16 protein-coding genes and 1 riboswitch are annotated in these 20952 nt (G+C 66.4%); of the genes, 7 read left to right on the top strand and 9 right to left on the bottom strand.

Annotation, left to right across the window (positions count from 1 at the left end; genetic code table 11):
• Positions 1–35 precede the first annotated feature (35 nt).
• Positions 36–2618, top strand: a complete 2583-nt coding sequence (locus KYK29_RS19850) for a DUF1217 domain-containing protein (RefSeq protein WP_254692634.1) — start codon at positions 36–38, stop codon at positions 2616–2618.
• 16 nt (positions 2619–2634) lie between these two features.
• Here the strand turns inward: KYK29_RS19850 and KYK29_RS19845 are convergent, their stop codons facing one another.
• Positions 2635–4065 carry an FAD-binding oxidoreductase gene (locus tag KYK29_RS19845; RefSeq protein WP_254692633.1) on the bottom strand — a complete coding sequence of 477 codons (1431 nt, stop codon included), beginning with the start codon at positions 4063–4065 and terminating at the stop codon, positions 2635–2637.
• A gap of 11 nt (positions 4066–4076) precedes the next feature.
• On the bottom strand, positions 4077–5051 hold the full coding sequence (locus tag KYK29_RS19840) for an L-threonylcarbamoyladenylate synthase (RefSeq protein ID WP_254692632.1): 975 nt from the start codon (positions 5049–5051) through the stop codon (positions 4077–4079).
• Positions 5052–5228: 177 nt separating this feature from the next.
• A riboswitch (cobalamin riboswitch) is annotated at positions 5229–5427 on the top strand.
• Between the two features lie 108 nt (positions 5428–5535).
• Between KYK29_RS19840 and KYK29_RS19835 the strand changes: the two genes are divergently transcribed.
• Positions 5536–6780, top strand: coding sequence for an aromatic ring-hydroxylating oxygenase subunit alpha (locus KYK29_RS19835; protein ID WP_254692631.1), 1245 nt, complete (start codon positions 5536–5538; stop codon positions 6778–6780).
• A gap of 1 nt (position 6781) precedes the next feature.
• Positions 6782–7879 carry an FAD-binding oxidoreductase gene (locus KYK29_RS19830; protein ID WP_254692630.1) on the top strand — a complete coding sequence of 366 codons (1098 nt, stop codon included), beginning with the start codon at positions 6782–6784 and terminating at the stop codon, positions 7877–7879.
• A gap of 40 nt (positions 7880–7919) precedes the next feature.
• On the opposite strand, the gene KYK29_RS19825 is transcribed toward KYK29_RS19830, so the two are convergent.
• A complete protein-coding gene (locus tag KYK29_RS19825; protein WP_254692629.1) occupies positions 7920–9005 on the bottom strand; it encodes a glycoside hydrolase family 25 protein in 1086 nt (361 codons plus the stop codon).
• Positions 9006–9195: 190 nt separating this feature from the next.
• Here KYK29_RS19825 and KYK29_RS19820 point away from each other — a divergent pair, with 190 nt between their 5' ends.
• From KYK29_RS19820 to mcpU, 4 genes are all read left to right on the top strand, one after another.
• A complete protein-coding gene (locus KYK29_RS19820; RefSeq protein ID WP_254692628.1) occupies positions 9196–9726 on the top strand; it encodes a BA14K family protein in 531 nt (176 codons plus the stop codon).
• 166 nt (positions 9727–9892) lie between these two features.
• On the top strand, positions 9893–11665 hold the full coding sequence (locus tag KYK29_RS19815) for an acyl-CoA dehydrogenase family protein (RefSeq protein ID WP_254692627.1): 1773 nt from the start codon (positions 9893–9895) through the stop codon (positions 11663–11665).
• A 60-nt stretch (positions 11666–11725) separates the two neighbouring features.
• Positions 11726–12481 (top strand): crotonase/enoyl-CoA hydratase family protein, encoded by a 756-nt coding sequence (locus tag KYK29_RS19810; RefSeq protein ID WP_254692663.1) that lies wholly within the window; start codon positions 11726–11728, stop codon positions 12479–12481.
• A 182-nt stretch (positions 12482–12663) separates the two neighbouring features.
• Complete coding sequence (gene mcpU / locus KYK29_RS19805; protein ID WP_437437278.1) at positions 12664–14760, top strand: methyl-accepting chemotaxis protein McpU; 2097 nt, start codon at positions 12664–12666, stop codon at positions 14758–14760.
• 82 nt (positions 14761–14842) lie between these two features.
• Here mcpU and KYK29_RS19800 read toward each other — a convergent pair whose 3' ends face one another.
• From KYK29_RS19800 to KYK29_RS19775, 6 genes are all read right to left on the bottom strand, one after another.
• Positions 14843–16093, bottom strand: coding sequence for a class I SAM-dependent RNA methyltransferase (locus KYK29_RS19800; protein WP_254692626.1), 1251 nt, complete (start codon positions 16091–16093; stop codon positions 14843–14845).
• Positions 16090–16839 (bottom strand): TlyA family RNA methyltransferase, encoded by a 750-nt coding sequence (locus KYK29_RS19795; RefSeq protein WP_254692625.1) that lies wholly within the window; start codon positions 16837–16839, stop codon positions 16090–16092. The genes KYK29_RS19800 and KYK29_RS19795 overlap by 4 nt, the downstream gene beginning before the upstream one ends.
• Positions 16840–16887: 48 nt before the next feature.
• Positions 16888–17163, bottom strand: coding sequence for a hypothetical protein (locus tag KYK29_RS19790; RefSeq protein ID WP_254692624.1), 276 nt, complete (start codon positions 17161–17163; stop codon positions 16888–16890).
• 170 nt (positions 17164–17333) lie between these two features.
• Positions 17334–19259: a 1-deoxy-D-xylulose-5-phosphate synthase gene (gene dxs, locus KYK29_RS19785; protein WP_254692623.1), complete on the bottom strand. Its 1926-nt coding sequence runs from the start codon at positions 19257–19259 to the stop codon at positions 17334–17336.
• Between the two features lie 170 nt (positions 19260–19429).
• Entirely contained in the window at positions 19430–19891 is a 462-nt protein-coding gene (locus KYK29_RS19780) for a DUF1801 domain-containing protein (RefSeq protein WP_254692622.1), read from the bottom strand.
• A gap of 63 nt (positions 19892–19954) precedes the next feature.
• A complete protein-coding gene (locus KYK29_RS19775) occupies positions 19955–20878 on the bottom strand; it encodes a pirin family protein (protein ID WP_254692621.1) in 924 nt (307 codons plus the stop codon).
• Positions 20879–20952: the final 74 nt, after the last annotated feature.

The raw sequence follows: 20952 nt of genomic DNA, 5'->3' as shown, positions 1-20952 counted from the left end.
TGCCGCGCCGGGCCGCGCGGGAAGGATTCTTGCCGATGCTGTCGACTTACCTGAGCTACGATCTGATTACCCGCGATCTTCTGGTCTCGCTGAACCGCACGGCGAGCCAGGGCCTCAATGCGCGCGAGGCCGCCTATTACAAGGAAAACATCGGCAGGGTCGCTTCCGTCGACGAGTTCCTCGACGACTACCGGCTCTATTCCTACGCCATGAAGGCCTATGGCCTTGAAGATATGACCTATGCCAAGGCCTTCATGCGCAAGGTGCTGGAAAGCGACGTCAGCGATCCCAACAGTTTCGCCAACCTCTTGACCGACGACCGCTATCGCACCTTCGCCGCCGCCTTCAGCTTTTCCGGTTCGGCGACGAAAAGCGCCCAGACCGAAGCGCAGCTCGACGAGATCATCGGGCTTTACTCGGCGACCGCCGCCAATGCCGGCGCGGTCATCCAGGAAGAGACGCGCTATTACAATATTCTCATCGACCAGGTGACGAGCGTCGACGAGGTGCTGAACAACGATCGTTTGCGCGCCTATGTCTTCACGGCTTTCGGCATTGACGAGAAGACCTATTCTCGATCGACCGTGCGGCAGGTGATGTCGAGCGATCTTTCCGACCCGGCAAGCTACTACAATACGACCTTCGGCGCGCAGGCCGCCAATGCCCAGGCGATCTATGAAGCGGCCCGCGACGAGGTGGCGCAACTCGACCTGCGCGACAGCCATATCCAGCGGATTGCCCGGCTCGATGACGATATTCCGCTGTACCGGGACGGGATCGCCCTGCTGGAGCAGGAGATCGCCGATCTTGCGGATAATCCCGACGGGCTCGATCCGGAGGAGTTGCAGACGCTTCTCGACCAGAAACAGGCTGCGCTCGACGAGAGCCGGACGCTGCTTGCCGGTTTCGAGGACGAGCGGGTGCAAAAACAGGCCGCACTTGACGGCCTTGACGCGGTTCTCGTGCCCCGCGACGAGGCAAATGCCCGCAAGGCGACGCTGAGGGCGGATATGACGCGCCAGACCGCGATCCTCGCCTCGGCGGATAAATATCTGGTGCTCGCCGCCGCCTTCAACTTCGAGGCCGACGGCACAGCCGTGGCCGGCACGGTGCAGGACGCGGCGCAGAAGACGAGCGTCAACGAGCTTTATACGGTGTCGAACCCGCGCGTGACCTCGGCCGCCGCGCTGATGAACCGGGATTATTTCGAAAGCCGTATCGGCGAGATCGCGACGGCCGAGGAACTGGTTTCCGATCCCCGGCTCCTTTCCTACATCAAGGTCGCCTTCGGTCTCGAGAAGGCGTCGGTGGTCGGCTACACGATCCGCAACATTCTCACGAGCGATCCGGATCCGGACAATCCGGACAGCTATATCAACCGCTTCGGCGGTGCGGAAAAAGAACAGTACATCGCCCTGCGCGCCGCTTTCAATTTCCAGGAGGACGGGACGCTGGCCGCCGGCGACCTCGCGCAGGCGGCCGCGCAGACCGAGGCGACGACCCGCGGCTATATGGTCCGTTACAACGACAAGGACGACGAGGCGGACGAACTCGCCGTCAAGCGCTTCCGCAGTCAGATCGGCGCGGTCAGGACCGTGACGGACTTCGTCGGCGAGGCTTCCATCTATCAGTTCGCGCTGAAGGCCTTCGGCATCGATGCCGCCACCGTCTCGACGCTGACGATCAAGAATGTCCTGAAGAGCGATCTCAACGATCCGAAGAGCTATGTCTATACGCTGAAGGATCCGCGCCTGGTCGAATTCGCCCGGGCGTTCAATTTTGGAGCGGACGGCAATGTCTCCACGCCGATGCTGGCGCAATCGGAGGCGGAAGTTCTCGCCATGTCGCGCGCTTACGTGGCGGAAAAATCCCGTTTCGGCACGCAGGACGAAAGGACACTGGCCGAGGAGGAGGCGAAATATTACGCCTCCCAGATGCAGAAGATCGACTCCGTCAAGGAATTCCTCTCCGACGCCCGGCTCGTCGCCTTCGTGCTGGAAGCCAATCACATCGATCTGGAGAGCGTCGACGCCGAGTTCATGGCGCGGATCTTCACCTCGGACCTCGACGATCCGGAAAGCTTCGTCAACCAGCAGGCCGATCGTTCGTTCCGCAAGATCGTCGCCTCGTTCAATTTCGGGCCGGACGGCCAGGTCGTGCGGCAGGACGAGGCGGAAATCCAGTCGCGTCGCGGGATCTATCAGACCATCGACAATTATATCCGCCAGATGATGGAGGAGGATGCGGGCGAGGATAACGCGGGCGTGCGCCTCGCGCTTTATTTCGAGCGCAAGGCGTCGACGATCTCCAGCCCTTACGATCTGCTTGCCGACGATGCGCTGTTTGCCGTCTTCAAGGTGCTCTTCTCGTTGCCGGACGAGGTCGGCAGCGCTGATATCGATGCCCAGGCGGAGATGATCCGGCGCCACCTCGACCTGGAGGACCTCCAGGATCCGGAGAAGGTCAAGAAGATGATCGTCAAGTTCTCCGTTCTCTACGATCTGGAGAACGGGGGCGATTCCGATCCCGCGCTGATGGTGCTTTCCGGCTCCGGCAGCGCCGGCATCAGCGCCGACCTGATGATGTCGCTTTCCCAGTTGCGCACCGGCGGGAGCTGATCCCCGCCTGGATGCGTCAGGGCAGCACCACCTTGCCGGGGTTCATGATGCCGGCCGGGTCGAAGGCGCGCTTGATCCGGCGCATCAGGTCCATCTCGATCGGCGCGCGGACGGCGGAAAGCTCGTCGCGCTTCAGCTGGCCGATGCCGTGCTCGGCGGAAATCGAGCCGCCGTATTTCAGGACGATGGCGTGGACGAGGGCATTGATCTCGCGCCAGCGGCCGAGGAACGCCTGCCTGTCGGCATCGACCGGCTGCGAGATATTGTAGTGGATATTGCCGTCGCCCATGTGGCCGAAGGAGCAGATGCGCGCGCCGGGCATCGCTTTCAGGACCGCGGCGTCGGCCTCCGCCATGAAGGCGGGAATGGCGGCGACCGGCACGGAAACGTCGTGCTTGATCGAGCCGCCCTCGGGCTTCTGGGCCGGCGACATGCTCTCGCGCATATGCCAGAGCGCACGCCGCTGCTCCTGGCTTGTGGCGAGGACCGCGTCTTCCACCAGCCCGGCTTCGATGCCCTCGCTCAGCAGGGCTTCCATCATGCCGGTGGCGGTCGCTGCGGCGTCGGACGTGGAGATGTCGATCAGCGCATACCACGCATGCCGGCCGGCGAGCGGATCGCGCACGCCGGGAATGTGGCGTGTCGTGAAGTCGACGCCGAGGCGCGGCATCAGTTCGAAGCCGGTGAGCGCTGCGCCGCAGCGGTTGGAGGCCCGTTCGAAGAGCGCAAGGGCGTTTTCGACGGATGCCACCCCTGCGAAGGCGACTTCATGGCCGAGCGGACGGGGGAAAAGCTTCAGGACCGCGCCGGTGATGACGCCAAGCGTGCCTTCCGCGCCGATGAACAGGTCGCGCAGGTCATAGCCGGTATTGTCCTTCTTCAGGCGGCGCAGGCCGTTCCAGATCTCGCCGGTCGGCAGCACCACCTCCAGCCCGAGGCAGAGCTGGCGCATGTTGCCATAGGCGAGCACGGCCGTTCCGCCGGCGTTGGTGGAAAGGTTGCCGCCGATCTGGCAGGAGCCCTCCGAGCCGAGCGACAGGGGAAAGAAGCGGTCGACCGCCTCGGCCGCGGCATGGATATCGGCGAGCACCGCGCCGGCGTCGGTGACGATCGTATTGCCGAGCGGATCGACGTCCCTGATGCGATTGAGCCTCTGGAGCGAAAGAACGACGTCGCTTGCGTCCTCGCGCGGCGCGGCCCCGCCGACATGGCCGGTATTGCCGCCCTGCGGCACGATGGCCGTGCGGGTTTCGCTCGCCAGCGCCAGGATCGCGGCGACCTCCCCGACGCTGCCGGGCCGCAGCACCAGCGGCGAACGGCCATGGTAGAGGCCACGGCTTTCCACCAGATAGGGGGCGATGTCGCGGGCCTCCGTCAAGGCGTGGGCCGGGCCGGTGATGGCCGCGAAACGGGCGATAAGCTCCGGCGAGAGCGTGGTGTCGACCATGGCGTTTCCTTTCACCCGCGCGGCGCGGCGGCGCGGCGCAGCCGGTCGTTGATCGCCTCGCCGAGGCCGGTTTCCGGCACGGGCGAGAAGGCGATGGAGGACGTGCCGGCGGCGTCGGCCCGCTTCATGTATCCGAAGAGATTGGCGGCGGCTTCCGCAAGGTCGCCGGCGGGGCTGAGGTCGAGCACCAGCGCCGCCCGTTCCTCGCCGGGCAGCGGCTGGCCGCCGAACCGGATCAGCGCCTCGCCCGGCCGCACTCCGGTGGCGCCGAGGCGCACGGGCGCGGCGGGCGCATAATGCGAGGCGAGCATGCCGGGGGCCTCGATGGCGGTGCCCGTCTTTTCGGGCCGCGCCAGCGGCATCCCGGTCAGCCGTTCGATTTCCGCCGCATCGAGCCCGCCGGGGCGCAGCAGCCGGACCATCCCGTTTTCCACCTTGAGGATCGTCGATTCAAGGCCGACGCGCGCCGGCCCCGCGTCGAGCACGAGTTCGAGCCTTTCGCCGAAATCGGCGGCGACATGCTGGGCGGTGGTCGGGCTGATGCGGCCGGAGGTATTGGCGCTCGGCGCGGCGAGCGGCCGGCCGAAGACGGCGATCAGCCGGTTTGCGATGCCCGTCGGCACCCGGATGGCAACCGTATCGAGCCCGGCGCGGGTCAAGGGATGGATCGTGCTTTCCGGCCGCACGGGAACGACGAGCGTCAGCGGGCCGGGCCAGAAGGCTTCCGCAAGCTTGCGCGAGAGGGGATCGAAGACGGCGTGGGTCTCGGCCATGGCGAGATCGGCCATATGGGAGATCAGCGGATTGAAGCGCGGCCGGCCCTTCATCTCGTAGATGCGGGTGATGGCCTGCGGGTTCGTCGCGTCGGCGGCCAGTCCGTAGACGGTTTCCGTGGGAATGGCGACGGGAACGCCGCGCCCGAGTGCTTCCGTCGCGCGCTCCAGCGCCTCCTGCGCCTGTGTTCCCGTGTCCAGGATGTCAGCCATATCGTTTCGTCCTTCGTCGTTTGCGCTTCCTTTACAGGGCTTTGGCCGGCCGTGCCAAGAGTTTGCGAACAGGCTTTCGCGCCGGTGCGTATCGCATCCGGGAAACAGGCCGGAAGCATGGTCGCCAAAACGGGAAGCGGTGTCGCTTTCCGGCATGTGCGGCGGGCTGTTCTGCGTTTTGATAAAGAGGCTCAAGGTGCCGCTCCCGCAAGAGGGCGGAGAATTGGGAAGCCGGTTAAAATCCGGCGCTGCCCCCGCAACGGTGTTGGAGAAAAGCGCGGCGGGACGCCACTGGACGACAGGTCCGGGAAGGCGCCGCGTGGGTTCGCAAGAACCGCTCCTCAGCCCGGAAACCAGCCTTGGACAATGATCGTGACTGGCTGCGGCGGGCGGCCGGGATGCGTGCATCTCCGTGCGGGCCTTCCCGTGCGAATGCCGTCTCCTTCCGGACCGCCTCGGCCATTCGTAACCCTGAGGATCCGGCATGGACATTCGTAGCGACGTTCTCAACAGGCTCAAGAACCGGCGCGAGGGCTACAGCCTCGAGCAGGCCTTCTATATCGACCCCGACCTTTACAAGCTCGACCTCGAGACGATCTGGTATCGCGACTGGCTGTTCGTCGGCCACGATTGCGAAATCCCCAAGGCCGGAAATTATTTCACGCTACAGATCGGGAACTATCCGGTGGTCATCACCCGTGACCGTTCCGGCGTCATCCGCGCTCTGCACAATTCCTGCCGCCATCGCGGCTCGCGCGTCTGCACGCAGCACAAGGGTTCTTCCGCCAAGCTCGTCTGCCCCTATCACCAATGGACCTACGAGCTGGACGGCTCGCTGCTTTTCGCCCGCCACATGGGAGACGATTTCGACAAGAGCCAGCATGGCCTGAAGCCGATCCATTGCGAAAGCGTCGGCGGCTACATCTTCATCTGTCTGGCTGAAACCGCCCCGGACTTCGCGCCCTTCCGCGCCACGGCCGAGCCTTATCTGGCCCGCCACCGCCTCGGCGAGACCAAGGTCGCCTATGAAAGCACCATCGTCGAGAAGGGCAACTGGAAGCTCGTCTGGGAGAACAACCGCGAGTGCTACCATTGCGCCGCCAACCATCCCGAGCTTTGCCGCAGCTATCCCGAAGCGGCGACCGCCAGCGGCGTGCAGGGCGCCAAGGACGATCCGGTGATCGCCGCCCATTGGGAAAAATGCGAGGCGGCGGGCCTGCCGAGCGAATTCCGCCTCTCGCCGGACGGCCAGTTCCGCGCCGCCCGCATGCCGCTCATCGAGGGGGCCGAAAGCTACACCATGTCGGGCGGGCGCGCCGTCCGGCGGCCGCTGTCCGATGATATGCTGGAAAGCCATGTCGGCACGCTGATGCTCTTCCATTATCCGGGGACGTGGAACCATGTGCTGGCCGACCACGCGGTGACCTTCCGCGTCCTGCCGCTCGGCCCCGAGCTGACGCAGGTCACCACCAAGTGGCTGGTTCACAAGGATGCGGTAGAAGGCGTAGACTACCAGCTCGACGAGCTCATCCATGTCTGGACCGAGACCAACGACCAGGATCGGCGGATCGTCGAGGAAAACGCCTTCGGCATCCGCTCGCCGGCCTATCAGCCCGGTCCCTATTCGGCCGAGGACGAAAACGGCGTCATGCAGTTCGTCGAATGGTATGCGAACTTCATGATCGAGCGGCTCGGTGGCGGGGCGCAATCGCTCCGGCAGGCGGCGTGACATGACGGCGGCAAGCCACTTTCGTCATTTCGACGAGTTGCAGCCCTGGAACGACCGCCAGCACCTGCTCGAATGCACGGCCGTGACGGCGGAGACGGCGGAGGTGATGACCTTCACCTTCCGCTCCGACCGCGACAACTGGTTCCGGTATCTGCCGGGCCAGTTCGTCACGCTCGAACTGCCGGTTTCCGAGGACGAGCCGGTGATGCGGACCTATACGCTCTCCTCGACGCCGTCACGGCCGTTTTCGGTCGCCGTGACGGTGAAGGCGCAGGCGAATTCGATCGGCACGCGCTGGATGTTCGACAATCTGACGCCCGGCATGACGCTGAAGGCCTTCGGGCCGCTCGGCGACTTTTCCTTCGTGCGTCATCCCGGCGAGCGGTATCTCTTCATATCGGCGGGATCGGGCATCACCCCGATGATGTCGATGACCCGCTGGATGGCCGATTGCGCGCCGCAGGCGGATGTGGCCTTCGTCACCTGCGCCCGCAAGCCGAAGGACCTGCTCTTCAGGGCGGAACTGGAATGCCTTTCCGCGCAGATGCCGCAGCTGTCGCTGGGCTTCATCGTCGAAGGGCATGGTCCGCGCGATGGCTGGCACGGCCTCACCGGTCGCATCGACGCCGCGCGGCTCGCGCTGCTGGCACCGGATTTTCGCGACCGCACCGTTTTCTGCTGCGGTCCCGAGCCGTTCATGCGCGGCGTTCGCGACATGCTGAAGGTCTGCGGCTTCGATATGGAGCGCTATCACGAGGAAAGCTTCCAGCCGGCGGCCGCGCCCGCGGCGGAGGAACTCGCCGTGCGCGCCGGGCCGGGCGAGGCCGATGCCGATACGGTCTCGACCGTCAGTTTCACCATGGCCGGCAAGGAAGCGACCTGCCCGCCCGGCCAGACGATCCTGCAAACGGCGCGCAGCGCCGGCGTGCGTATCGGCGCGGCCTGCGAAGGCGGCCTGTGCGGCACCTGCCGGGTGAGGAAGGTTTCGGGCGAAGTGGAAATGAACCACAACGGCGGTATTCTCGACGACGAGATCGCCGAAGGCTATATCCTCGCCTGTTGCTCGCAGCCGCTCGGAGACGTGTCGATCGAGGCGTGAATATGTCCCGGCCGGCGCGCAAAGGCCGGCCGGAGACGTTTCAGAAGCGCCGCTCGTGCGGCTGCCCGGCCCCGACCACCCGGCGGCCGGGCGATACGGTCGCCGAACCGCTTGCCGCGATCCCGGCGCGGGCCTCGGCGGTGACGGCAAGCGGGAAGGAGATGCCGGAGCGCGGGGTGAGCGCCACCGTGACGGCGGTCTGCGCCTTCGCGCCGGACGAGGCTTCGGCCCGCGCTGTCGCGTCCAGCGCCGTCGTGGCGGAAACCGAGGCGGTGACGATGTCGTCGAGCGGCTCGAAGGGCTTTTCGGGCAACAGGTCGCCGGCGGCCCAGACCTTGTGCAACTGCGCTTTGGTCATCGGTGCGACATTGACGTCGATATCGTTGTTGACGCCCTTGACCCGATAGGGGCAGCGGCGCTTGGAGCAGTTGGCGGCGGCGGAAAACTGCCAGAGCGCGTAATTGTCCCAATTGCCCATGGGAAAGCTGCCGACGATCGACGGACGGTAGCGGGCATACCACAGCGGCAGGCGCGAGAGGATGCGATATTTCCCGCGGTTGGCGGCGATATGCCGGGCGGTGGAGTGATTGGTGTAGAGCACCGGATAGCGGCCGGTGCGCGTCCTGATATGGCCGGCGAAGACCTGCGCGTCCTCAAGCGACATGAAGCGTCCGGGTTCGATCCCCTCGATGTCGAGCACCATCATCTCGTCGGCCTGCGGATTGGCGTAATCGAGGAAATGGTTCGCCTGATCGACGGGATTTCCGGGCCGGGCGAGATGATAGGCGCCCCACAGCAGCCCCTTCGAGCGGGCCAGCAGCCGCCGCGTCTCGTAGAGTTCGCGGCTGACGGCGTATTTGCGCCACATCGTTTTGCAGTGGGCGACCGTGTCGCCGCCGTGGTCGCCGGTGCATCGGTAGCTTTCGGGCAATCCGTCCGAGGCCTTGGAGATGAAACCGGCGATGCGCCGGTCGGTCAGCATCTGCGTCCAGTCGATCTCGTTCAGTTCGTAGGCGTCGATGACGATGGCCTTGTCCGGCGATTTCCACGGCTCGATATCGCCGGCCGTGGCGGAAAGGGGAGACGCCGCGAGCAAGAGAAGGGCCAGCAGATGCTTCGCGAACATGGGGGCTCCTGTCGTTTCCGATTCCTCCGCAAGCCGCCATGGTGGCGCAAACAGGGTTAACGGACATCTAATCGCGCATGCATTGAAGTCGGGGCGGTTTACGTCCATATGGAACGGGAGGGACGTTCACGCGTTTTATGATTGACGTGCCGGCAGGCGAAGGCCTTGGCATCAATCATGGAGAAATATCATGAACCTGATCAGTAAATGTTTCGCGGTGGCCCTTTCGGCGCTTTTCGCCGCGACGCCGATGACGCCCGCCGCGGCGATGCCGTTTTCCGGGGCCGGCGGCCAGATCGCCGCGGAAACCGGCGCGAATGGCAACGGCCTGCAACTCGTCCGCGACAATCACGAGAGCGAGATCCTGCGGCGCAAGCGCGCCCGTAACGCGCATCGCCATCGCGACGTCCGCCGCTCCGATCGTCACTACCGCCAGAACCGGCATTATTCCCGGGGCGACCGGCGTGGCTGGTATCGCGGCCATCGCGGTTATCGCCATGCCCGCCCGGGTTACCGCCATTACAACGGCTACTGGTTCCCGCTGGCCGCCTTCGGCATGGGTGCGGTCGTCGGGGGCGCGATCGCCAATGATCGCGGCTATGTCGGCGGCAGTTCCCACGTGAACTGGTGCGCCAACCGCTATCGCTCCTATCGCGCCTATGACAATACGTTCCAGCCCTACAACGGCCCGCGCCGTCAGTGCATCTCGCCCTATTCGTGAGCCGCTGAACGCATAAGGAAACCGCCTTTCGACAGGCCGCCCGGTCATCTGCCGGGCGGCCTTTTCCGTTCCGGCAGTATGTTGACGCTTACGTAAAAACAAATAGTCTTGATGCACAGGGCGACCTCAGGCGAGAGGGTCTGCGGCGCGATGCGGGGAGAACGGAATGTACAGGGCGCCGGTCGAGGATATTGCCTTCATGCTGCACCATGTGGCGGGCCTCGGCGCAGCCCTTGCCGCCGGTGACTTCGGTGATCTGACCGAAGACCTCGTATCGGCGATCCTGACCGAGGCGGGCCGTTTCGCCAGCGAGGAGATCGCGCCGCTTGCCGCCTCCGGCGACCGGCAGGGCGCGCGCTTCCATGACGGTGCGGTGACGATGCCGGACGGCTGGCGGGCGCTTTACCGGGCCTGGGCGGAAGGCGGCTGGAACGGCCTGACGGCCGATCCGCAGTTCGGTGGCCAGGGCCTGCCGCATATGGTGCAGGCGGCGGCGCTGGAGATGTGGAACGGCGGCTCCATGGCCTTCGCCATCGGCCCGACGCTGACTATCGGCGCGGTGGAGGCGCTTTCGGCGCATGGTTCGGCCTTTCTGAAGGCGACCTTCCTGCCGAAGATGGTGACGGGGGAATGGACGGGATCCATGAACCTGACCGAGCCGCAGGCCGGTTCCGATCTCGGGGTTCTGACAACCCGCGCCGAACGGCGCGACGACGGCACCTATCGCCTCTTCGGGCAGAAGATCTTCATCACCTATGGCGAGCATGATCTTGCTGAGAATATCGTGCATCTGGTTCTGGCCCGCCTGCCGGATGCGCCGGCCGGGACGCGCGGCATCTCGCTCTTCCTCGTGCCGAAATATCTCGTTGCGGCGGACGGCGCGCTTGGTGCGCGTAATGATGTGCATTGCCATTCCATCGAGCACAAGCTCGGCATCCATGCCTCGCCCACCTGCACGATGATCTATGGCGACGGCCGTTTCGGCGACGAGGCCGGCGCGGTCGGCTGGCTGGTCGGCGAGGAGAACCACGGCCTTACCGCCATGTTCACCATGATGAACAATGCCCGTCTCGCCGTCGGCATGCAGGGCGTCGCCATCGCGGAGGCCGCCACCCAGAAGGCGCTCGCCTATGCGCGCGAGCGCGTCCAGGGCCGGGCGCCCGGCCGCTCCGGGCCAGGCCCCATCGTCGCTCATCCGGACGTCGCCCGCATGCTCTTGACCATGAAGGCGCTGACGCAGGGGGCACGCGCCATCACCTATGCCTGCGCCCATGCTCTGGACATGGCGCAGGTGAAGAAGGGCGAGGAACGGGCGCATTGGGCCGAGCGCGCCGGCCTGCTCACCCCCGTCGCCAAGAGTTTCGCCACCGATGTCGGCGTCGAGGTCGCCTCGCTCGGCCTACAGGTCCATGGCGGCATGGGATATATCGAGGAGACGGGTGCGGCGCGGCTTGGCCGCGATGCCCGCATCGCGCCGATCTACGAGGGAACGAACGGCATTCAGGCCGTCGATCTCGTTACCCGCAAGCTGCCCCTGTCCGGGGGCGGCCAGCTTTACGCCCTGATCGCCGAACTGCGTGTGCTTGGCGCCGGAGCGGAAGCGAAAACGGAAACCCTCGGTGAAACCGGGCCGCGCCTTTCCTCAGCCCTCGATGATCTGGAACGGGCGGCCGGTTGGCTGCTTGCCGCGCTTGACGATGGCCGTCAGGCCGAGGCGCTTGCCGGGGCGACGCCCTTCCAGCGGCTGTTCGGCCTGGTGCTGACGGGGGCGTATCTCGCCAAAGGCGCGCTCGCGGAGGCCGAGGATGACCGGGCTGCCGAGCGCGCCGCGCTTTGCCGCTTTACGGCTGAAAACCTGCTGGGCGAGACGGCGGCGCTTTGCGACCGCGTGCTGTCCGGCGCGCCGAGCCTTGCGGCCGCGCAGGCGATGCTGGAATAGGGCCGCCCTCTTTGGGGGCCGTACCCTATCCGGCAGGAGACGCGAATGAGGACCAACGCCATGAGCCCGCACATCCGTATCGAGCGCCCCGCCGCTGCTCCCGGCGTGCAGGTGATCCGTCTCGATCGCCCGGAGAAGAAGAACGCCATCACCCGCGCCATGTATGCGGCGATGACCGGGGCCCTGACGGCGGGCGATGACGACGAGGCGGTCCGCGCGACCGTCTTTCTCGGGATGGAGGGCTGCTTTTCGGCCGGCAACGATCTCGCCGACTTCATGGCGGCGGCCGAGGATGGTGTGATGGGGGCCGAGGTGCTGGCGTTCCTGCATGCGCTTGCCGCCCATCGCAAGCCGCTGCTTTCGGGTGTCGACGGGCTGGCCATCGGCATCGGTACGACGATCCACCTGCATTGCGACCTGACCTATGCCTCGGATCGTGCCGTCTTCCGCACGCCCTTCGTCGATCTGGGGCTGGTGCCGGAGGCGGCGTCCAGCCTGCTTGCGCCGCGCGTCATGGGCCATCAGCGCGCCTTCGCGCTGCTGGCCGCCGGTGAGACCTTTTCGGCGGCGGCGGCCCGCGAGGCGGGGCTGATCTATGCGGTGGTCGCGCCGGACATGCTGGAAGAGGCGACGCTTGCCGCCGCCGCAGGCCTTGCCGCGAGGCCCGCCGCCGCACTTGCCATCGCGCGTGATCTGCTGCGGGACGAGCGGCAGGCGGTCGCCGACCGGATCGACCTGGAGGCGGCCCATTTTGCCCGGCAATTGCAAAGCCCAGAGGCCCGGGCGGCTCTGGCGGCCTTTCTCGACCGGCGCTGAACCCCTCCTGATTGTTATCCGCAAACTTTAAGGGTGCCTTAAATACGCAAGACTAGGATGCGCCCCATCCCGGCCATGCCGGCGGCCGCATGATGCGGCTGTTTCCAAGCCTCCGGCATGCTTTGCAGTTTTCGCCTTCCGTTTGCCAAGCGGAGCCCGGCGTTCACGAGGAACACCGTTTCGTGTCCAGAAAATCCAATCTCATGGCGCGCATCCTGCTCGTCGCCTCCCTCGTCGTCATAGCCGCCTTCGCCGGCTTTTCCCTTTATATCGACAGTCTCCAGCGCAAGGTGCTGACCCAGTCCGTGGAAGACAATATCCGCTCTTCCGGCGATCAGGCCGCGCAGAGCATCGCCAACTGGCTGAACGCCCGCGTCGCGCTGACGGAAATGGTCGCCAATATGTCCGCCACCGCAGTCGATGCCGCCGGCATAGAGGCGGGGCTGGTGAATGAGGTGCTGACCCGGGAATTCATCTCCACCTACGTCGGCGACGAAGCCGGCGTCTTCACAGCCTGGCCGGCCTCGGAAATGCCGGCCGATTACGACCCGCGCAAGCGTCCGTGGTATCAGGATGCCGTCAAGGCGAATGCAGCCGTGCTGACGGCCCCTTATCTCGACGCCTCCAGCAACGAACTGATCATCACCGCCGCCGTGCCGGTCCGCCATGAGGGCAGGTTGCTGGCCGTGGCCGGCAGCGACTTCTCGCTGAAGTCGCTCGTCGACATGATCGGTTCCGTCGATCTCGGCGGCGCGGGTTTCGCCTTCCTCGTCGACAGGAACGGCGAGATCCTCGTCCATCAGGATCAGGCGCTGGTCACGAAGACCCTGGCCGACGCCTTCCCCGAAAAGACGCCCGTCGTCGGCGGCGGCGGGGTTGCGCATACGACCTACGGCGGCAAGCCGGCTCTCGTGTCGTTCGTGCCGGTCACCGGGCTTCCCTCGGTGGAGTGGTATGTCGGCTTCACCATCGATAGCGATAAGGCCTATGCGGCGATCGGCGAATTCCGCCTTGCCGCGACGGTCGCCACCGTGCTTGCGGTCGTGATCATGCTGGGCTTCCTCGCCACGCTGCTGTCACGCCTCGTCGTGCGGCCGGTCACCGAGATGACCGCGGCCATGGACAGGCTCGCCGACGGCGATGTGACGGCCGAAATCCCCGGCCAGGAGCGGAGCGACGAGATCGGCCGCATGGCCGCCGCCGTGGCGGTGTTCCGCGCCAACGCCATCGAGCGCAACCGTCTGGAGCAGGAGGCCGAGGACGGCCGCGACCTGACGGAGCGCGAGCGGCGCGAACGCGAAGCCGCCAAGCTGCGTGAGGCCGCCGAGGTCCAGCACGCCGTCGACGCGCTCGGCGACGGTCTCGGCCGGCTTGCCGAAGGCGATCTTGCGTATCGTATCGAAACGCCCTTCACCGGCCATCTCGATCGCCTGCGCAACGATTTCAACAATTCCGTCACACGGCTGCATGCGGCGATGATGACGGTCGGCGAGAATGCCCGGGCAATCGATTCGGGCGCCACGGAAATCCGCTCTTCCGCCGACGATCTCGCCCGGCGCACCGAGCAGCAGGCCGCCTCGGTCGAGGAGACGGCGGCGGCGCTGGAGGAGATCACCACCACCGTCAGAGACTCCGCCCATCGCGCCGAAGAGGTCGGCGGGCTCGTCTCGCGCACGCGCTCCGGCGCGGAGAAATCGGGCGAGGTCGTCCGTCGCGCGGTCGATGCCATGCAGGCCATCGAAAGCTCGTCGCGGGAAATCTCCAACATCATCGGCGTCATCGACGATATCGCCTTCCAGACCAACCTTCTGGCGCTCAACGCGGGCGTCGAGGCGGCGCGGGCCGGCGAGGCCGGCAAGGGGTTCGCCGTCGTGGCGCAGGAGGTGCGCGAACTCGCCCAGCGTTCGGCCAACGCCGCCAAGGAAATCAAGACGCTGATCACCGCTTCCGGCGATCAGGTGCGCTCCGGCGTCACCCTTGTCGACGAGACGGGTGCGGCGCTGCAAACCATCGTGCGCGAGGTGCAGGAGATCAGCGGTCATGTGAACGCCATCGTCACGGCGACGCGCGAACAGTCGACCGGGCTTCAGGAGATCAACGCCGCCGTCAACACCATGGATCAGGGTACGCAGCAGAATGCCGCCATGGTCGAGGAGCAGACGGCCGCCAGCCACAGTCTCGCGATGGAGGCCGCGGCGCTCAACACCTTGCTGGAGCAGTTCAGGCTGGAGCGGGAAGCGGCCGTTCGGGCCGCCCCGTCGTCACGCCGCGCGGCCTGACCGGAACCGCTCTCAAGAAAGCAGGCCCGGGAGCGATCCCGGGCCTGTCGCTTGCCGGCCTTTCGCTTCGGCCGGAACTGCTCTATTTCTCCAGCACCGCCACGGCTTCGACATGGGCGGACCACAGGAACTGGTCGATAGGCGTCACCTGCCGGATGCGGTAGCCGGCGGCGGTGAGGATGGCGAGGTCGCGGGCGAGCGACAGCGGATTGCAGGACACCGCGACGACCGTCTTCACCCCCGAACGGGCAATCTCGCGACACTGGTCTTCGGCCCCCGCGCGGGGCGGATCGAAGACGACGGCGTCATAGGGCTTGAGTTCCGAGGCCATCAGCGGGCGGCGGAAGAGGTCGCGCCTTTCGACGGTGACCGGCTTCAGCCCCTGGGTATGGCGTGCGGCGCGGTCGAGTGCGGCAAGCGACTTTTCCTCGCCTTCCACCGCATGCACCTTGGCCCGCCGCGCGATGCGCAGCGCGAAGGTTCCCGAGCCTGAGAACAGATCGGCCACCCGCTTCGCCTTGCCGAGCGCGGCGAGAACCAGTTCGGCCATGGTTTCTTCCGCCGGTTTCGTCGCCTGCGTAAAGCCGCCGGCCGGCGGCGAGACGCGCACGCCATTAAAGTCGATTTCCGGTCGATCCGGCTCGATGAGGATCTCGCCGTCATTCGAGACGCGAGCGATGCCGCCGAGCGACAGCACGCATTCCGTCACCGCCTGACGCTCGCGGTTGCCGATCTTCTTCACGCCCTCGAAGGCGAGATCGAGGCCGGTCAGCGTCTCCAGCACGGTGAGGCGGAACGGTTCGGCGGAGGTGGCGACCGCGTCTGCGACGCGCCGCAGCGCGTCCAGACGCAGGATGATGCCGGGGCTGCTGATCGGACAGTGGTCGATGGAGACGATGTGGTGGCTGCCGGCCTGATTGAAGCCGAGCAGCATGCCCTTTTCGGTCCTGCGGACCGTGAAGACGACACGCCGCCGCTCGCCGGGCCGGGCGATCACCAGGGCCGCGACCTCCGGCGTCAGTCCCTTCGATTTCAGGGCGTTGACGACGAGATCGCGCTTGAAGGCGTGATAAAGCGTGTCGCCGGCATGTTGCAGCGTGCAGCCGCCGCAGGTGCCGTTCCTGCCATCCGGGCCGAAATGCGCGCAGGGCGGCGTCACCCGCTCCGGCGACGTCCCGGCTATCGACATGATGGTGCCGTGGTTCTTCACCCGCGCGACCGCCACCACCTCGCCGGGCAGCGAGAAGGGCACATAGACGGGGCCGGCCGGCGTGTCGGCGATGCCGTCGCCGCCGCTGCCGAGCCGTGCGATGGTGAGCGTTTCCGTGGTCATGGCTTGCGGCCTCCGAGAAGAAATTCGACATTGCCGTCGCCGCCGGCGATCGGCGAGGCGAGGAGCCCGAGGCTCCGCCAGCCGATGTCCTGTGTCAGCCAGCGTTCCAGTTCCGCCGCGACGGCAGGGGCGCTTTCCGGGTCCTTCAGCAGTCCTGCCTTGCTGATCGCCTCGCGGCCGGCCTCGAATTGCGGCTTTACCAGCAGGGCGCAGAACGCCCCCGGCCGTGCAAGCGTGAGCGCCGGCGGCAGGGCGAGCTTCAGCGAAATGAAGGAGACGTCCGAGACCACCGCGCCGATCTCCCGCCCGCTGAGATGGGAGGCGTCGAGCGTCCGGGCGTTCAGCCCCTCGTGGCTCGTGATGCGGGGATCGTCGCGAAGCGAGCCGTGAAGCTGGTCATGGCCCACATCCACGGCGACGACATGGTGCGCCCCGCGCGCAAGCAGCACCTGCGTGAAGCCGCCGGTGGAGGCGCCGATATCGAGACAGTCGAGCCCTCGCGGATCGAGGCCGAAGCCGTCGAGGGCCGCGACGAGCTTCAGCGCCGCGCGCGACACATAGGCCTGTGCGGGATCGTCGATGGCCAGTTTTGCGTTCATGGAAAAGGTCGCGCCGGGCCGCGTGACGACGCGTCCGTCCACGCTGACCGCGCCGCGCAGGATGGCGTCGCGCGCCCGCGAACGGCTGGAAACGAGGCCGGCGGCAAGCAGAAGCTGGTCGAGGCGGGAGGTGTTGGCGTCAGGCATCGCCTCTCATGACGGTTCGCAGGCCCGCTTGCAAGAGCCGATGCGGGCTCACAGCCAGTTGATGCGCGCCGGTGGCGATGTTCGCCCGCCGGCGTTGAACAGCAGGGTGGCTCCGCTGTTTCCCGTCGGGTCGCGTCGGACCACCGTCGCACCCGCGAGGCCGAACGACGGCCGCATCTCGGGCAGCTTGCGTTGCAGGATGGCGATCGCCGCCGCCTCGATGGCGGGGTCGTGGCCCGGCCGCTTGCCGGCGGTCGCCGGAAAAGCCGGAATGGTTGCGGTGGCGAGCATGATGACCGCCACCGCCTGCGAGGCGAAACGCATGGAATTCTTCCCTGTCGGCCTTTTGTTGTTGCCGACAGGATAGGGGTCGCCGGTTTCTCAACAGCCAAGGGATGTGGTTAGGATCGCGCAAAGCGGCATGGTTGAGGAAAGGTGAGCGCGGCCCTTGCTGTGGGCCACGCCGGAAGGACCGCCGCTCCTGGTCCGCTGCCTCAGCCTGCCGCGCCCACGCCCACCGCTTTCTGGCCGAGCGCCTGGAAGACGGTGGAAACGATGCCGGCGCGGTCGAGGCCGGCCCGGGCATACATCGCCTCGGGCTTGGCCTGTTCCATCCAGAGGTCCGGCAGAACCATCGGCCGCACCTTCAATCCCTGATCGAGCAGCCCTTCGAGCGCGAGGAATTGCAGCACATGGCTGCCAAAGCCGCCGATGGCGCCTTCCTCGATGGTGATCAGCACGTCGTGGTGGCGGGCGAGCTGGCGGATCAGGTCGTGGTCGAGCGGCTTGGCGAAACGCGCGTCGGCGACGGTCGTCGACAGTCCCGCCGCATCGAGATCCTCGGCCGCCAGCAGACAGTCGGCAAGCCGTGTGCCGAAGGAGAGCAGTGCGACCCGGGTGCCCTGCCGGATGATGCGGCCCCGGCCGATCTCGAGGATTTCGCCGCGTTCCGGCATCTCGACGCCGACCCCTTCGCCGCGCGGATAGCGAAAGGAGATCGGGCCTTCGTCATAGGCGGCGGCGGTGCGCACCATGTGCTTCAGTTCCGCCTCGTCGGCGGCGGCCATCACCACGAAGCCGGGGAGGGTGGCGAGATAGGTCGTGTCGAAGGAGCCGGCGTGCGTCGGCCCGTCCGCGCCGACGAAGCCGGCGCGGTCGATGGGAAAGCGCACCGGCAGCCCCTGGATCGCCACGTCGTGCACGACCTGGTCGTAGCCGCGTTGCAGGAAGGTGGAGTAGAGCGCGCAGAACGGCTTGTAGCCCTCCGAGGCGAGGCCGGCGGCAAAGGTCACGGCATGCTGCTCGGCGATGCCGACGTCGAAGGTGCGCATCGGATAGGCGTTGGCGAGCTTGTCGAGGCCGGTGCCGGACGGCATGGCGGCGGTGACGCCGACGATCTTCTCGTCGAAGCCGGCCTCCTGCACCAGCGCATCGGCGAAGACGGCGGTATAGGCCGGCGCATTGGGCTTGGCCTTGGCCTGCGCGCCGGTGATGACGTCGAACGTGTTGACGCCATGATATTTGTCGGCCGCCGCTTCGGCCGGCGGATAGCCCTTGCCCTTCTGGGTGACGACGTGGATCAGCACCGGCCCTTTGGAATTGTCGCGCACGTTGCGCAGCACGGGAAGCAGGTGCTCGAAGGAATGACCGTCGATCGGGCCGATGTGGTAGAAGCCCATCTCCTCGAACAGCGTGCCGCCGGTGACATAGCCGCGCGCATGTTCGACGGCGCGGGTGATCGCCCGGTCGACCGTCTTGCCGAGATAGGCCGTCAGCTTCTTGCCGAATTCCCGGAAACCCATATAGGTGCGGCCGGAGGCCAGCCGCGCCAGATAGGCGCTCATCGCCCCGGTCGGCGGGGCGATCGACATGTCGTTGTCGTTGAGGATGACGATGAGCCGCGCGTCGAGCGCGCCGGCGTTGTTCAGCGCTTCATAGGCCATGCCGGCCGACATCGCCCCGTCGCCGATCACCGCGATGACGTTGCGGTTTTCGCCGGCCAGATCGGTCGCCACCGCCATGCCGAGACCGGCGGAGATCGAGGTCGAGGAATGGGCCGCGCCGAAGGGGTCGTATTCGCTCTCGGCCCGGCGGGTGAAGCCCGAAAGGCCGTTTTCCTGGCGCAGCGTGCGGATGCGGTCGCGCCGGCCGGTCAGGATCTTGTGCGGATAGCACTGGTGGCCGACGTCGAAGATCAGCCGGTCTTGCGGCGTGTCGAAGACCTTGTGGATGGCGATGGTAAGTTCCACCACGCCGAGGCCGGCGCCCAGATGCCCGCCCGTGCGCGAGACCGCGTCGACCATCTCGGCGCGCAGTTCGGCGGCAAGTTGCGGCAGGTCGCGGTCCTCCAGCTTCTTCAGGTCGGCGGGATAATGCACCTTGTCGAGCAGGGGTGTGGCGGGGGCTTGTGTCACTCTCATGCCTCATGTTGACGCCCGCGGCCGGGTTCTCCGGTGCGGAGGCGGTCAGGGCTTGCGGCTTTGGTCGCGCGTTCCTGTCACATGCAGAATGCGGCGCGTGATTTCAACCGTTTCGACAAGTCTAAAGCGTATTTCGCCGGATTGATACCATGCAAACGCCCGTTTCGCCGTCACATGCGCTCGCCCGGAAGCCGGCTTGCCTGCCGGATCCATTCGGCCAGCCGGGCTTCATCGAAGGTGTCGTCTTCATGAATATGGAAATAACGTGTTTCCGCCGTTTTGGAAGCGACCGGCGGCGGCGGATCGAGCGCTGCACCGCGAAAGAACGCCAGCTTGATGTATTTTGCGAAGCAATGCAGGCTCAAAAACCAGTTGTCGTCGGCAATGCCGTAGAATGGCGAGTTCCACTTCACCGCCTTGCGGACGCCGGGCACGGTTTTTTCAACCAGCGCGTCGAGACGGCGGCCGACGTCGCTTTTCCAGCCCGGCATCGCCGCGATATAGGCCTGCACCGGCCCGTCGCCGTACCCTTTGGGAATTTGCGGATTGCCGCCGGACAGCAGGACCGGGGCCTCTCCGGCCCCGGCCTTGCCCTTGCCCTTGCCCGTCGTTGTCGTCGTCTTCCTCGCCATCGCCTTCACCTCCCGATAGGGCGTCCTGCGGCCTTCAAGCAGAGCCGGCGGGCATTTTTACGGTCATCCGGCCGGAAGCGGCACGAATTCCTCCTCGTCGCCGGGAACGATGTCGAAACGGCCGGTGCGCCATTCCTCTTTCGCCTGCTCGATCCGCTCCTTGGAGGAGGATACGAAATTCCACCAGATATGGCGTTTCGAGCCGAGCGCCGCGCCGCCGAAGACCATGATGTGACAGCCGTCCGGGCCGGCCTTGAGGGTGATGTCGTCACCGGGGCGGAAGACCAGCAGCCGGTCGGCCGCAAAGACGTCGCCGGCGACGTCGAGGCTGCCGGAGAGCACGTAGACGGCGCGTTCCTCCCAGTCGGCGGCAAGCGGCGCCGATGCGCCGGGCGCCAGCCGCAGGTCGGTATAGAGCGTGTCCGTCGGCACGGCGACCGGCGAGGACTGGCCCTCGTAGCGGCCGATGATGACGCGTCCCGTCACGCCGTCCGCCGAAAAGGCCGGCAGCTCCTGCGCCGTCGTATGGGCGAAGAGCGGGGCCATTTCCTCATGGCTGTCGGGCAGCGCCAGCCAGGTCTGGAGGCCGGAGATCGATTGCGGCTGCCCGCGCAGGTTCTCCGGCGAGCGTTCGGAATGGACGATGCCGCGGCCGGCCGTCATCAGGTTCACGTCGCCCGGCCGGATCACCATCTCGGTGCCGAGGCTGTCGCGGTGCTTGATCTCGCCGTCGAAAAGATAGGTGACGGTGGAAAGCCCGATATGGGGATGCGGCTTGACGTCGATCGCCTCGCCGGCGCGCAGCAGCGCCGGCCCCATGCGGTCGAAGAAGATGAAGGGGCCGACAAGGCGGCGTCTGGCGGTCGGCAGGGCGCGGCGCACCTCGAAGCCGCCGATGTCGCTGGTGCGCGGAATGATCAGGTGCTCCAGCGCGTCGCAGGCCGCCGCATCGCCGGCCAGCGGGTCTTTTCCGGGAAAGAAGCTCATTGCGCTCTCCTGTGGTTTGTCGATGGCCACATGCTAGCGGGCGGAAAAGGGCGTGGATAGGCCGCCGGTGTTGA

The sequence above is a fragment of the Shinella daejeonensis genome, from assembly GCF_024281235.1.
GTDB classification, from domain to species: domain Bacteria; phylum Pseudomonadota; class Alphaproteobacteria; order Rhizobiales; family Rhizobiaceae; genus Shinella; species Shinella daejeonensis.
This window is presented reverse-complemented; position numbering and strand designations above follow the sequence as displayed.

Coding starts and splice junctions, on each gene's coding strand:
- KYK29_RS19850 (WP_254692634.1), top strand. CDS start 36: ATGCTGTCGACTTACCTGAGCTACGATCTGATTACCCGCGATCTTCTG.
- KYK29_RS19845 (WP_254692633.1), bottom strand. CDS start 4,065: ATGGTCGACACCACGCTCTCGCCGGAGCTTATCGCCCGTTTCGCGGCC.
- KYK29_RS19840 (WP_254692632.1), bottom strand. CDS start 5,051: ATGGCTGACATCCTGGACACGGGAACACAGGCGCAGGAGGCGCTGGAG.
- KYK29_RS19835 (WP_254692631.1), top strand. CDS start 5,536: ATGGACATTCGTAGCGACGTTCTCAACAGGCTCAAGAACCGGCGCGAG.
- KYK29_RS19830 (WP_254692630.1), top strand. CDS start 6,782: ATGACGGCGGCAAGCCACTTTCGTCATTTCGACGAGTTGCAGCCCTGG.
- KYK29_RS19825 (WP_254692629.1), bottom strand. CDS start 9,005: ATGTTCGCGAAGCATCTGCTGGCCCTTCTCTTGCTCGCGGCGTCTCCC.
- KYK29_RS19820 (WP_254692628.1), top strand. CDS start 9,196: ATGAACCTGATCAGTAAATGTTTCGCGGTGGCCCTTTCGGCGCTTTTC.
- KYK29_RS19815 (WP_254692627.1), top strand. CDS start 9,893: ATGTACAGGGCGCCGGTCGAGGATATTGCCTTCATGCTGCACCATGTG.
- KYK29_RS19810 (WP_254692663.1), top strand. CDS start 11,726: ATGAGCCCGCACATCCGTATCGAGCGCCCCGCCGCTGCTCCCGGCGTG.
- KYK29_RS19800 (WP_254692626.1), bottom strand. CDS start 16,093: ATGACCACGGAAACGCTCACCATCGCACGGCTCGGCAGCGGCGGCGAC.
- KYK29_RS19795 (WP_254692625.1), bottom strand. CDS start 16,839: ATGCCTGACGCCAACACCTCCCGCCTCGACCAGCTTCTGCTTGCCGCC.
- KYK29_RS19790 (WP_254692624.1), bottom strand. CDS start 17,163: ATGCGTTTCGCCTCGCAGGCGGTGGCGGTCATCATGCTCGCCACCGCA.
- dxs (WP_254692623.1), bottom strand. CDS start 19,259: ATGAGAGTGACACAAGCCCCCGCCACACCCCTGCTCGACAAGGTGCAT.
- KYK29_RS19780 (WP_254692622.1), bottom strand. CDS start 19,891: ATGGCGAGGAAGACGACGACAACGACGGGCAAGGGCAAGGGCAAGGCC.
- KYK29_RS19775 (WP_254692621.1), bottom strand. CDS start 20,878: ATGAGCTTCTTTCCCGGAAAAGACCCGCTGGCCGGCGATGCGGCGGCC.